This window comes from Xanthomonas sp. AM6 (assembly GCF_025665335.1).
In the GTDB taxonomy this organism is placed as follows: domain Bacteria; phylum Pseudomonadota; class Gammaproteobacteria; order Xanthomonadales; family Xanthomonadaceae; genus Xanthomonas_A.
On record NZ_CP106869.1, the window covers coordinates 138703 to 153049 of the forward strand.

The window sequence follows — 14347 nt, forward strand, 5'->3', positions numbered from 1 at the left end:
CATTTGTTGCTTTACCAATATCTGAATTTCCTGTTCAAATGCCGCCGCAGCGTGGAGGGGAATACGCCTTGTCAGGCCTATATCCGCGCTGTCTGAGGCACCAGGAGCGTTGCCGGCGCCAGCGGGGTGGCGCGATCTTCCGGGGAAATGGAATATGTCTACAAATTGCACCAGTATGTTCGCGAGCATGCGCGTCGCTTTGCGTTGGCCGCTGGTTTTTGCGCTGCTGCTGTTGAGCGCGCTGCATTCCGGCGCGGCCGCAGCGGCAGCATCCCAGTATTGCCCGACGTTGAATGCCACCGTGGTGCAAGGCGGATCGGTGCAGATCGACGTCACCACCTGCGATGGCACGGGAGCGGACGATATCGGTATCGGCTGGAACGGCGTACAGCCCCCGCATGGCACGCTCATCGTGCCCAATCCGAGCGGAGCGCAGGGCACGCAGATCGTCACCTATACCCACAATGGCGATAGCGCCACCAGCGATACCTTCCCGCTGGAGGATGGCGCTGGCGACACTATCACCGTCAACATCACCATCACCCCGGCAATTTCGGCCAGCATCGCGGTGAGCCCGGCCAGCCGCAACGAAGACAGCGGCGCGGCCTTCACCTACACGGTGACGCTGAGCCAGACCAGCGGTTCGGCGACGACGGTGAACATCGCGTCCAGCGGCACCGCCAGCAGCGGCGTGGACTACACCGGCGCGGTGAGCAGCGTCGTGGTTCCGGCCAACACCACCACCGCCACGTTCGCCGTCACTCCGGTGGCCGACGGCACGGTGGAAGCGGACGAGACGGCGATCATGAGCGTGGCCAGCGGCAGCGGCTATTCCATCGGCAGCCCGTCCAGCGCCACCGCCACCATCCTCAACGACGACGTGCCCACCGCGTCGATCGCCGTATCCCCGGCCAGCGTGCCCGAGGATGGCGCCACCAATCTCACCTACACCGTCACGCTCGACCAGGCGCCGGTGAACGCGGTGTCGGTCGCCTTCGGCGTCGGCGGCAGCGCGACCTCGGGCAGCGACTACGCGGCCGTGTCCTCGCCGCTGGTGATCGGCGCCGGCCAGACCAACGGCACCATCACCATCAACCCGACCGTCGACGGCACCGTCGAACCCGACGAGACGGTCGTCATCAGCCTGAACGCCGGCAGCGGCTACAGCGTCGGCTCGCCGGACAGCGCCATCGGCACCATCCTCAACGACGACCAGCCGTCGCTGACGATCGGCGATGTCTCCGTGAACGAGGGCAACGCCGGCACCACCAACGCCACCTTCACCGTCTCGCTCAACCAACCGGCCGGCGCCGGCGGCGTCAGCTTCGACATCGCCACCGCCGACGGCACCGCCACCGCGGGCGTGGACTACGCCGCCTCCAGCCTCACCGGGCAGACCATCGCCGCCGGCAGCAGCAGCGCGACCTTCACCGTGCTGGTCAACGGCGACACGCTCAACGAACCGAACGAGACGTTCTTCGTCAACGTCGGCAACGTCACCGGCGCCACCGCCGCCGATGCGCAGGGCCAGGGCACGATCGTCAACGACGATGCGCTGCCGACGCTGTCGATCGACGACGTGAGCGTGAACGAAGGCAACAGCGGCACCACCACGGCGACCTTCACGGTGAGCCTGAGCGCGGCCAGCGGCCAGACCGTCTCGGTCAACTACGCCACCGCCGACGGCACCGCTACCGCCGGCAGCGACTACGTCGCGCGCTCCGGCACGCTGACCTTCGCGCCGGGCGTCACCGCGCAGGGCGTGGCCATCACCGTCAACGGCGACACCGCGGTCGAGCCCAACGAGACCTTCAGCGTCGGCCTGTCCGGCGCCAGCAACGCGGGCATCGCCCGCGCCACCGGCACCGGCACCATCAGCAACGACGATGCGGTGGTGACGGTCGGCCCGGCATCGCTGCCGGCGGCGACCGCGGGCAGCGCCTACAGCCAGACGCTGAGCGCCAGCGGCGGCACCGCGCCCTATTCCTTCATGGTCAGCGCCGGCGCGTTGCCGGCCGGGTTGACGCTGAGCAGCGCCGGCGTGCTGTCCGGCACGCCGACCGCCAGCGGCAGCTTCAACTTCACCGCGACCGCCACCGACAGCGGCGGCAGCCCCACCAGCGGCAACCGCGCCTACACGCTGACCGTGGCCAGCCCGACGATCACCCTGCCGGCCACCGCTCTGGCGGCCGGTACCGCCGGCCAGGCGTACACGGCCGCCGTCAACCCGGCGACCGGCGGCATCGCGCCGTACACTTATGCGCTCAGCGCCGGCGCATTGCCGGCCGGCGTCACGGTCAACAGCGCGACCGGTGCGCTCAGCGGCACCCCCACCGTGGTCGGCAACTTCGCCTTCACCCTGACCGCGACCGACAGCACCACCGGCGCTCCCGGGCAGGCGAGCCAGAGCTACAGCCTGAGCATCGTGTCGCCGACGCTGGCCATCGCCCCGCCGACACTGCCGGCCGGCACGGCCGGCAGCGCCTACAGCCAGACGCTGAGCGCGAGCGGCGGCACCGCGCCGTACAGCTATGCGTTGAGCGCCGGCGCGTTGCCGGGCGGGCTGAGCCTGGCGGCCGGCGGCGTGCTGTCGGGCACCCCGACGGTGGCCGGCAACTTCGCCTTCACCGTGACGGTCACCGACGCCGGCGGCTTTACCGCGGCGCAGGCCTATACGCTGGCGATCGCCTCGCCGACGCTGAGCATCGCGCCTCCGGCGCTGCCGTCAGGCACGGTCGGCAATGCCTACAGCCAGACCCTGAGCGCCAGCGGCGGTACCGCGCCGTACAGCTACGCGGTCAGCGCCGGCACCTTGCCGGCCGGTCTGACCCTGGCCGCGGGCGGCCTGCTCTCGGGCACCCCGACCGCCATCGGCAGCTCCGCCTTCACCGTCAGCGTCACCGACGCGCACGGCTTCACTGCCGCGCAGGCCTACACCGTGGCGATCGCCGCGGCGGTTCCGGCGCCGGTGGCGGTGAACGATTCCGGCGCCACGCTGGTCGATACCGCGCTGACGCTGGCGGTGACCGAGAACGACACCGGCAGCATCGACACGATCGCGGTGACCACGGCGCCGACCCACGGCACCGCGGTGGTGAACGGCATGCAGCTGGTGTACACGCCGGCGGCCGGCTACGTCGGCGCGGATACCTTGAGCTATACCGCGACCGGCGCCGGCGGCACCTCGGCACCGGCCACGGTGGCCATCACCGTCAACGCGCGCCCGGTGGCGGCGTCGGCGACGGCGACGGCGGTGCCCGGCGAAGCGCAGACGGTGGACCTGACCCGCAATGCGACCGGCGGGCCGTTCGTGGCCGCCACGCTGGTGGCGGTGTTGCCGGCCAATGCCGGCACCGCGACCATCGCCCGCAGCGGCGGCGCGTCCGCCGCCGGCACCGGTACGCCCACCGCCGCCGCCGATGGGCCGAGCTTCCTGCTGACCTTCACCCCGAACCCGGCCTTCTCCGGCCAGGCCACGGTGCGCTTCACCCTGTCCAATGCGGTCGCGACCTCGGCCGCCGCGGACATCGTGTTCGTGGTCGCGCCGCGCCCGGATCCGACCCTGGATGCGGAAGTGCGCGGACTGATCGATGCGCAGGCCGAGTCGACCCGGCGCTTCGCCAAGGCCCAGATCGACAACTTCCAGCGTCGGCTGGAGGCGACCCATCGCGGCGATCGCAGCTTCGACAACAGCCTGCGCTTCCAGGCCACGTCGCACTGCCGCCAGGCCGAGCGGGGCGTGGCCGCGCAACCGTGCAGCCAGCCGACCTGGGACGCGGATGCGAACATGCAGGCCGGCGACCCGGCGACGCAGCCCCCGACCGCCAGGACCGCGGTCGACGGCGACCTCGGCCTGTGGGTGGGCGGCGCGATCCGCTCCGGCAGCCTGGACAAGCAGAGCCAGCGCGCCGGCGTGGACTTCCAGTCCGACGGCCTGAGCGTGGGCGCCGACTACCGGGCGTCGGACTGGCTGGCGCTGGGCGCGGGCCTGGGTTGGGGCCGCGACGACAGCGACGTCGGCAGCAACGGCAGCCGCAGCAAGGCCACCGCCTACACCCTGGCGCTGTATGCCAGCATCCACCCCGGCAAGCATTTCTTCTTCGACACCTTGCTCGGCTACCAGCTGCTGTCCTACGACCTGCGCCGCTACGTGACCGACAACGGCGAACTGGCCGAAGGCGGCCGCGACGGCAGCCAGTGGATCGCCTCGGTGTCCACCGGCGCCGACCTGCAGCGCGGCGACTGGCAGATCACCCCGTATGCGCGGGTGGACATGGCCCGCGCCACGCTGGACGCGTACAGCGAAGCGGCGATGGCGCCGTACGCGCTGCACTACGACGACATGGACGTGTCCACCACCACCGGCAACCTGGGCCTGCGCCTGGAGTGGCGGCGCGAGATGAGCTGGGGCCAGTTCACCCCGCAGCTGCGCGTGGAATACCAGCGCGACTTCCAGGGCCGCGGCGATGCCACGCTGAGCTATGCCGACATCGTCGGTGCCGGCCCGATGTATCGGACCGGGCTGAGCGTGTTCGACCGCAACCGGCTGATGCTGGGGCTGGGCGCGGTGTTCACCACCGAGCAGGGCCTGTCCACCCGCGTCGAATACCGCGGCGTCACCGACGGCGACAGCGGCAGCGACCAGACCTGGATGTTCAACGTGGAGAAGAAGTACTGACGCGGCGCCTGCTGCAGGCAGGCGGAGGCTGCGTCCGTCCCTCATCCGCTCCTGCGGGCACCTTCGCCCGAAAAAGGGGCCATGGTCCCGATGGAAGAAGGGACAGCCGCACGCGCGTTAGCCCCTCTCCCCCGGGAGAGGGGTTGAGGTGAGGGTCCGGCGCGAAAGCGTCTCGCGAAGTTGGGAGCACAACACTCCGCCCGCACCTCATCCGGCTCTGCAGGTCAATTCCCCTGAACATGCGGCCATGGCTCCCTGGAAGATGTGCCGGCTTCGGTAAAGCGCAGCCATAACGCAGCGCACATGCACGCCCAACGACGGCAGCCATCGTCCACCCGGCATCGCGAACGACGCGCCGCGCGCGCATCCGGCACAATGCCGCACGCATGCACGCCACTTCCGCGCCCGACTTCCGTCTGTATCCGTCCAACGCGCTGGATACCCTGGCCGCCCTGCTCGCCGAGGAACTGCGCCGGCCGGTGCCGGGGCAGCCGCTGCTGGCGCCGGAGACAGTGCTGATCCCGCAGGTGGCGATGCGCCGCTGGCTGCAGTCCACGCTGGCCGCCGCGCACGGCGTCGCCGCCAACCTGGAATTCCTCACCCCCGGCGAATTCGTCGCGCGCGCGCTGGAGGCCAACCTCGGCCCAGCCGCCGACGACCTGGACATGGCCACCACGCAGTGGCGCCTGTACGCAGCGCTGCAGGCCGATCTCGGCAGCGATGCGGCCCTCGCCCCGCTGGCCGGCTACCTGGCCGACGGCGATGCGCTCAAGCCCTGGGCGCTGGCCGGCGAGCTGGGCAGCGTGTTCGAGAAGTACCAGGCCTGGCGCCGCGACTGGCTGCTGCGCTGGGAAGGCGGCGCCGACCCGGACGATCCGCAGGCGCGGCTGTGGCGCCGGATCGCCAGCGGCCGCCAGTACCGCGCGCGCCGCATCGGCCAGTACCTGGATCGCTACGCGCGGCCCGACGGCCCGCTGCCGCAGGGCCTGCCGCGGCGGCTGTTCGCCTTCGCCATCCTCAACGTGTCCCCGGACGTGCTGCGCGTGCTCGCCACCCAGGCGCGGGTGGGCACGCTGCATTTCTACCTGCCCACGCCGACCCAGGGCTACTGGGGCGACCTGCAGACGCTGTGGCAGCGCCGCCGCGAAGACGGCGCGGTCGACCTGTTCGCCGCGCAGGTGCAGGAAAACCCGCTGCTGCAGGCCTGGGGCGCGGCCGGGCGCGACTTCATGGCGCTGGTCGGCGACTACGAGGTGGTGCACCCGCTGGCCGAGATCGCGGTCTACGCCGATCCGCTGGATCCCGCGCGCCTCCCGCTTGCCGCAGGTGGCCTCGGCGACAGCCTGCTGCGGCGCATGCAGAGCGACCTGTTCCACCGCCGCGCCCCGGCCGTGCCGGCGCCGTTGCCGCAGGTGAACCTGGCCGACCCCAGCCTGCAGGTGCATGCCTGCCACACCCGCCTGCGCGAGCTGCAGGTGCTGCACGACCAGCTGCGCGCATTGCTCGACGATCCGCGCTTCGACCCGCCGCTGCAGCCGCGCGAGATCGCGGTGCTGTCGCCGGACATCGATCCGTACGTGCCGTACCTGGACGCGGTGTTCGGCCGCCACGGCAGCGACGACGCGCTGCCCTACGCGCTGGCCGATGCCAGTCCGCTGGCCAGCGAGCCGCTGGCCGAGGTGTTCCTGACCCTGCTCGGCCTGCCGCTGTCGCGCTTCGGCCTGCACGAGATCCTCGACCTGCTGGCCACCGCGCCGATCGCCGAGGCGGCCGGTCTGGACGAGACCGGGCTGGAACGCCTGCGCGGCTGGCTGCACGCCGCCGGCGTGCGCTGGGGCCTGGACGCGGCGCACCGCCAGCAGCACCAGGCGCCCGGCGACGACGCCTACACCTGGCGGTTCGCGCTGGACCGGCTGTTGCTCGGCCACGCCAGCGGCGCCGAGGACGACATCGCCGGCGTGGCGCCGTGGCCGCAGCTGGAAGGCAGCGCGCTGGCCGCGCTGGACACCTTGCTGCGGCTGCTGCGCGTGCTCGACCGCCACCAGGCCGCGCTGGCCGAACCGATGGCCCCGGCGGACTGGCGCGAATGCCTGCTCGGCCTGCTCGACGCGCTGATCCCGCAGGCGCCGTCCGCGCCGCGCGCGCAGCGCGCGCTGGAACGGCTGCGCACCCTGATCGACCAGTTCGCCCGCGACGCGCAGCGCGCCGACTACGCCGGCACGGTGCCGGCCGAGGTGGTGCGCGCGCACTTCGCCGCGGTGCTGGGCGAATCGGACACGCGCGCGCCGCTGCTCACCGGCGGCATCAGCTTCGGCCGCATGGTGCCGATGCGCCTGCTGCCGTTCCGCGCGATCTGCCTGCTCGGCATGAACGACGGCGACTTCCCGCGCCGCGACCCGGCCGCCGGGCTCAATCGCCTGACCGCCGAACTGGGCAGCGCGCGCCGCCGCCACGGCGACCGCTCCACCCGCGAGGACGACCGCTTCCTGTTCCTGCAGCTGTTCGCCTCGGCGCAGGACGTGTTCTACCTCAGCTACCTCGGCGCCGACGCGCGCGACGGCAGCGCGCGCGAGCCGTCGGTGCTGGTCAGCGAGCTGCTGGCCAGCGCCGCGCAGTACCACGCCGACCCCAAGGCGATCGAACACCTCGTGGTGCGGCATCCGCTGCAACCGTTCGCCGCCGCCGCGTTCGGCGCGCTCGGCGAGGACGGCGCCGATCCGCGCCGCTTCAGCTACCGCCGGCAGTGGCGGCCGGCGGTGGACAGCCTGGCCGGGCAGCGCCAGCCGCTGGCGCCGTGGGTGGCCGGCGCATTGCCGGCGGACGACCTGGCGCTGCCGGCGAGCCTGTCGATCGACGACCTGCGCCGGCTGTTCGCCGATCCGGCCGGGCAGTTCCTGCGCCATCGCCTCGGGCTGCGCCTGCCCGATCCGGCCGGCGAGGACAGCGACCTGGAGCCGCTGCTGGCGCCGAGCGGCGGGCTGGACCAGTACGGCCTGCAGCAACAGGTGCTGGAAGCCGTGCTCGCCGACGCCGCCGACGGCCTGTACGCGCGCCTGCGCGCGCGCGCGCTGCTGCCGTCCGGCCCGCTCGGCCGGCGCCTGCTCGACGAGCGCCTGCGCCAGCTGCGCCCGTACGCCGAGGCGTTCGCGCAGTGGCGCGGCGCCGCGCCGGCGCAGTCGCAGCGGCTGCAGGTGCGGATCGACGGCATCGACCTGCACGGCCGCCTGCCCGGCTGGTACGCCAACGGCGTGGGCCGGGTGCAGGTCGGCGCGCTCAGCGGCCGCGCGGCGATCCGCCACGGCCTGGAATGGCTGCTGCTGCGCGCCGCCGGCGAGCGCGCGCCGTACGTGCGCTTCTTCGAACACGACGACAGCCTGGGCCCGCATCCGATGGAGGCGAACGCGGCCGAACCGCTGTCGCCCGCCCAGGCGCAGGCGGCGCTGGCCGAGTTGCTGCAGCTGTACCGGCATGGCCTGCAGGCGCCGTTGGCGTTCGCCCCGTACAGCAGCTGGAAGTACCACCAGGCCGCGCGCGAGGACGACCTCGACAAGGCGGTCAAGGACGCCGCCGCGCAGTGGCAGGCCAGCTTCGGCTGGAGCGAGGCGGCGAGCCCGGAACTGCGCCTGGTGCACCGTGGCCGCGACCCGTTCGCCGACGCGCAGCGCTTCGCCGACTTCGCCGCCACCAGCCACCGGCTGTACGCGCTGCTCGAACGCGGCAGCGCCGGCAGCGCGCTGGATCCGGCGCGGCTGGCCGAGAGCTGGCGGCAGTGGCGCGGCGCGCAGGAGGAGGCCGAATGAGCGCCCCGCTCGCCGAGGACCCGTACCTGAGCCTGCCGCTGCGCGGCGTGCGCCTGATCGAGGCCAGCGCCGGCACCGGCAAGACCTTCACCCTGGCCACGCTGTTCACCCGGCTGGTGGTCGAGCGCGGGCTGCGCGTGGGCCAGATCCTGGCGGTCACCTTCACCGAGGCCGCCACCCAGGAACTGCGCCGGCGCATCCGCGAGCGCCTGGCCCTGGCCGCGGCGCTGGTGCCCGACGCCGCCCCGCTTCCTGTAGGAGCGGCTTCGTCGGCGACAGAGCGTTCGGAGGACCGGTCGCCGGCAGCGGTCGCCGACGGCCGGTCGCGGCCGAAGCCGCTCCTACAGGAAGCGCCGGACGCCGTCCTCACCCGCGCCATCCTCGCCGCGCACCTGGCCGCCAGCGAGGAATCCCCCGCCGCGCTGCGCCGCCGCCTGCAGCAGGCGGTGGAGGAGATCGACCTCGCCGCGATCTTCACCATCCACGGTTTCTGCGCGCGCGTGCTGCGCGAACACGCGCTGGAGAGCGGCCAGACCTTCGCCGCGCCGGAACTGCTGGCCAACGACCGCGAGCTGCTGGCCGACGTCGCCGCCGATCTGTGGCGCCTGCGCGCCGCCGATGCGGCGACGGCCGAGGACCTGGTCGCGCTGTGGCCGGGCGGCCCCGAGACGCTGGCCAGCGACCTGCGCGAACTGGTGCGGCATCCGCGGCTGCTGCCGGCGGTCGCCACCAGCACCGACGATCCGGCCGCGTTGCTGCAGGCGGCGCAGGACGCGGGCAACGCCTTGGCGGCCGCGTTCCATGCGCACGGCGTCGCGTTCTTCGACGCCATCATGGCCGCGATCGACGGTGGCGTGCTGAGCAAGGTCAGCTACAAGCCCGACTGGCTGGCGGCGCTGTGGCATTGGTTCGACGGGTTCGCCGCCGCGCCCGCGCCGGGCCTGCCGCCGCACCCCAAGCTCGCCAAGCTGACCGCCGCGGACCTGGCCGCCGGCACCAACAAGAAGTTCGTCGACCGCACGCCCGCCTCGCCGCTGAGCCACGCCATCGACGGCTATCTGGCCGCGCTGGCGCGCGTGGAGGAATGGCGCGCCAGGCGCCGCATCCGCCTGCTGCACGCACTGCGCGACGACGCCAGCGCGCGCCTGGCCCTGCTCAAGCGCCAGCGCCGCGTGCAGACCTACGACGACCTGGTCGATGGCGTGGCGCGCGCGCTGCAGGGCGCGCAGGGCGAGGCGCTGGCGCAGCGGCTGCGCGCGCAATACGCCATCGCGCTGGTGGACGAATTCCAGGACACCGACGCACGCCAGTGGTCGATCTTCTGCCGCGTGTTCGGGCCGGCGGCCACAGGCGAAGGCCACGCGAGCGGCGATACCGCCAGCGCCGCATCCGACGACCAAGCGCAAGCGCGCTTCCTCGCCCTGATCGGCGACCCCAAGCAGGCGATCTACGGCTTTCGCGGCGGCGACGTGCAGACCTACCTGGCTGCGGCCGCCACCGCCGAACCGGCCCCGCCGCTCGGGCACAATTTCCGTTCGCGCCCGGCGCTGCTGGCGGCGATCGAGGCGCTGTACGCGCAGGCCGGCCATGCGCAGGCGTTCCTGACCGACGGCATCGCCTTCCACCCGGTACAGCCCGGCACCAAGCGCGCCGATGCCGACCTGCAGCGCGGCGGCGCCACCGCGCCGGCGCTGACCCTGTGGCGCGCGCCGGAACCGCCGCCCCCGGACAAGGGCAAGCCCAGACCGTGGAGCGCCGGCCGCGCCCGCGCGCTGTGCACCGCCGCCTGCGTCGCCGCGATCCGCGGCTGGCTGGCGGACGGCCGCGCCGGCACCGCCACCCTTTCCGGCCGCCCGGTGCAGGCCGGCGACATCGCGGTGCTGGTGCGCAGCCATGGCGAGGCCACCCGCATCCAGCAGGCGCTGGGCGCGGTCGGCATTCCCGCCGTGGCCGCCGGCAAGCAGAGCCTGTTCGCCACCGACGAGGCGCTGGAACTGCTGACCCTGCTGCAGGCGCTGCTCGACCCCGGCGACGACAGCCGCCTGCGCGCGGCGCTGGCGACGGTGCTGATCGGCGAGGACGCCGCGGCGATCGCCGCGCTCGAGCACGACGGCGACCGCCACCGCCGCTGGCAGCAACAGGCGCTGGACTGGCGCGAGCGCTGGCAGCGCGGCGGCCCGCTGGCGCTGATCGGCGACCTCGGCGCCGCCAACGCGCAGCGCCTGCTGGCGCTGGTCGACGGCGAGCGCCGGCTGACCAACTACCTGCAGCTGGCCGAACTGCTGCAGGAAGCCGACACCCGCGCGCTCGGCCCGCACGGCCTGGTCGACTGGCTGGCGCGGCGCATCGCCAATGCCGACGACAGCGACGAGACCCAGCAACTGCGCCTGGAATCGGACGCGCGCCGGGTGCAGATCGTGACCCTGCACAAGAGCAAGGGCCTGGAATATCCGCTGGTGTTCCTGCCCTACGTCGGCATCGGCCGCAGCGACCGCGGCGCCGGCCGCCACTGCGCCGTGCATGCGCCGCCGGACGGCCGCCAGCTGCACTGGAATACCTCGAAGTGGGGCGGCGACGATTCGGCCTGGAGCGCGACCGAGACCGCATGGAAGCAGGAACAGCGCGCCGAGGATGCGCGCCTGCTCTACGTCGGCCTGACCCGCGCCGAACACGCGCTGTGGATCGCCACCGGCGCGTTCCACCAGCACGAGCGCACCGCGCTGGCGGCGATGGTCGGCGACCTGGAAGCGTTGCAGGCCGCCGCAGGCGAGGGCGCGATCGCCATCGACACCACGCCGCCGCCCACCAGCGTGCCGCGCCTGCCGCCGGCCGATGAGATCCAGGTGCCGCCGGCGCGCGTGCCGCAGCGGCACATCGCGCCGGACTGGTGGGTGTACAGCTTCACCCAGCTGGCCAATGCCGATGCCGGCGCCGCCACCGACCCGATGGCCAGCGCCACCGTGGTCGGCAGCGGCGGCAGCGACGAGCCGTCCAACGAGGCGGTGGCGACGGTGCTGGACGTGGAAGCGTTCGACCGCCGCTTCGCCGGCAACCGCTTCGGCGTGGCGATGCACGACGTGTTCGAACGCTGCGACTTCGCCGCCTGGCGCGACTGGCGCCCCGGCCAGCCGGCGCCGGACGGGCAGACCGCGGCCATCGTCGAAGCGCTGCAACGCGGCGGCTACGCCCAGGACGAACTCGACGACGGCGCGGCCATGCTCACCGCCCTGGTCGGCCACACGCTCACCGTCGCACTGCCCGAAGGCACCCACCTGGCCGCGGTGCCCGAACCGCAGCGCCGCAACGAAATGGAATTCCACTTCGCCATGCGGCCCACGCGCGTCGACGCGCTGCTGGCGCTGCTGCACCGTTTCGGCGTGGTCGGCGAACGCCAGGCCTTCGGCGCGCGCCAGCGCCTGGAAGGCCTGATGACCGGCCTGATCGACCTCACCTACCAGCACGATGGGCGCTGGTACGTGCTCGACTACAAATCCAACCGCCTGCCCGGCTACGACGCCGACGCACTGGCGCGCGCGATGGCGCACAGCGAGTACGAATTGCAGGCACTGATCTACACCGTGGCCCTGCACCGCTGGCTGCGCTTCCGCCTGGGCGATGCCTACGCCTACGCCCGCGACTTCGGCGGCGTGCGCTACCTGTTCTGCCGCGGCCTGGACGCCACCCGCGATCCCTCGCCGGGCATATACGCCTGGCGCTTCGACCCGGAACTGGTCGAGTCCGTCGACGCCCTGTTCGCCGGCGCCCCGCCCGAGCCCGTGTCCCCTCGGCGACCGCAGGAAGTCCCCGCGGGAGAGAGGGGGTGGGGTGAGGGTACGTCCGCCCAAGGCGCCTCCGAACACGGAGCGCCCACCTCATGACCCAGCCCAACCTGCTCGACGCCCTGCAACGCGCCGGCACCTTGCGCACTCTGGACCTCGCCTTCGCCCAGAGCCTGCAACGCCTGGCCCCGGACACCGACAGCCTGGTCCTGTCCGGCGCCGCCCTGGCCTCGCTGGCCGTCGCCAGCGGCCACGCCGGCCTCGATCCGGACCGCGCCGGCATCCTGCTCGACCCACGCGACGGCCCGCCGCCCACGCTGCCGGACCCGGCCGACTGGCACCGCGCCCTGGCCGCCTCGCGCTGGATCGCCCAGCCCGCGCCCGAGGACCCGGCCGCCGCCGACTGCCCGCTGGTGCTGGAACACGGCCTGCTCTACCTGCGCCGCTACCGCGAATACGAACGCCGCCTGGCGCAGGGCCTGCGCCGCCTCGCCGCGCAACCGCTGCCGGCCTTCGACGCCGCCACGCTCGCCCCGCTGTTCGCGCAGCTGTTCCCGCTCCCCTCGGCGACCGCCCGAAGGGCGGGCGAGGGTCCGTCCGCCGCAGACCACCCCGCCGACCGCCAAGCCCAGGCCGCCGCCCTGGCCCTGCGCCGCGGCCTGCTGCTGGTCACCGGCGGTCCCGGCACCGGCAAGACCACCACCATCGCCCGCCTGCTGCTGCTGCGCATCGCCCAGGCCCAGGCCACGGGCACCGACGCCCCGCGCATCGCCCTGGCCGCGCCCACCGGCCGCGCCGCCGAACGCATGGCCGAGAGCCTGCGCAGCGCCGTGGCACGCGCCACCGAAAGCGGCATCGATCCAGCCCTGGCCGGCGCGCTGCCGGCCGGCGCCAGCACCCTGCACCGCCTGCTCGGCGTGATCCCCGACCTGCCGCGCTTCCGCCACGACGCCGACAACCCGCTGCCGTTCGACCTGATCGTGGTCGACGAAGCCTCGATGGTCGACCTGCCGCTGATGTGCAAGCTGGTCGAAGCCGTCGCCGACGGCACCCAGCTGATCCTGCTCGGCGACGCCGACCAGCTGCCGTCCGTCGAAGCCGGCGACGTGCTCGCCGCGATCCTGCAGGCCGCCGGCCCCGGCGACGCGCTGCAGCCGGACGACGCCCAGGCCCTGCAACCGCTGCTCGGCGCCAGCGCTGCCGACCCCCGCCGCGGCGGCCTGGCCGGCCACCGCGTGCACCTGCTGCGCGGCTACCGCCAGGCGCAGGGTTTCGCCCTGGCGCCGCTGGCCGACGCCGTGCGCGCCGGCGATGCCGACACCGCCCTGGCCCTGCTGCGCAGCGGCGAGCTGGCCGGCGTGCACTTCCACGAAGACGGCGAAGACCCGCTCGCCGCCCGCCGCGACGCCCTGCTCGCGCACTGGCGCGGCCTGGCCGACGCCGCAGATCCCGCGGCCGCCCTGCGCGACGCCGCGCGCCTGCGCCTGCTCAGCGCCGTGCGCGCCGGCCCGCAAGGCGCGCGCGGCCTCAACGCCCGCATCGAACAGCTGCTGGCCGACAGCGGCGCCGGCGCCCGCCGCCTCGGCGCCGCCTCGCCCTGGTTCCACGGCCGGCTGCTGCTGATCACCGAGAACAGCTACCGCCACGGCCTGTTCAACGGCGACGTCGGCATCTGCCTGCGGGACACGCATGGCGCGCTGGTGGCCTGGTTCGAAGGCGAGGGCGACGGCCAGGTCCGCGGCTTCCACCCCGCCGCGCTGCCCGCGCACGAAAGCGCCTTCGCGATGACCGTGCACAAGGCGCAGGGTTCGGAGTTCGAGGAGGTCTGGCTGCAACTGCCGACCCGCGACGTGCGCGTGCTCAGCCGCGAACTGGTCTACACCGGCATCACCCGCGCGCGGCAGACCTTGCACCTGGCCGCCAGCGAAACCGTGCTGCGCGCCGCGCTGGCGCGGCACGCGGCGCGGATCTCGGGGCTGGCGTGGCGATTGGGCGAAGAAGACGTTCCGGCCGCCGTCGAGGCATCCCAGGTGCCCACCACACCCACGCAGGGCACGCTGTTCTGAACAGGTGCGGATACCGTGTCAGGG

The 14347-nt window shown here is 73.4% G+C and carries 4 protein-coding genes; all 4 read left to right on the top strand.

Annotated elements, in window-relative coordinates:
• Positions 1–154 precede the first annotated feature (154 nt).
• The 4 genes from OCJ37_RS00615 to recD all read left to right on the top strand — a co-directional run bounded on the left by OCJ37_RS00615 (position 155) and on the right by recD (position 14323).
• Positions 155–4678, top strand: coding sequence for a putative Ig domain-containing protein (locus OCJ37_RS00615; protein WP_263111728.1), 4524 nt, complete (start codon positions 155–157; stop codon positions 4676–4678).
• 386 nt (positions 4679–5064) lie between these two features.
• Positions 5065–8478 carry an exodeoxyribonuclease V subunit gamma gene (gene recC / locus OCJ37_RS00620; protein ID WP_263111729.1) on the top strand — a complete coding sequence of 1138 codons (3414 nt, stop codon included), beginning with the start codon at positions 5065–5067 and terminating at the stop codon, positions 8476–8478.
• A complete protein-coding gene (gene recB / locus OCJ37_RS00625) occupies positions 8475–12356 on the top strand; it encodes an exodeoxyribonuclease V subunit beta (protein WP_263111730.1) in 3882 nt (1293 codons plus the stop codon). The genes recC and recB overlap by 4 nt, the downstream gene beginning before the upstream one ends.
• On the top strand, positions 12353–14323 hold the full coding sequence (gene recD, locus OCJ37_RS00630; protein WP_263111731.1) for an exodeoxyribonuclease V subunit alpha: 1971 nt from the start codon (positions 12353–12355) through the stop codon (positions 14321–14323). The genes recB and recD overlap by 4 nt, the downstream gene beginning before the upstream one ends.
• The last annotated feature ends 24 nt before the right edge of the window (positions 14324–14347 follow it).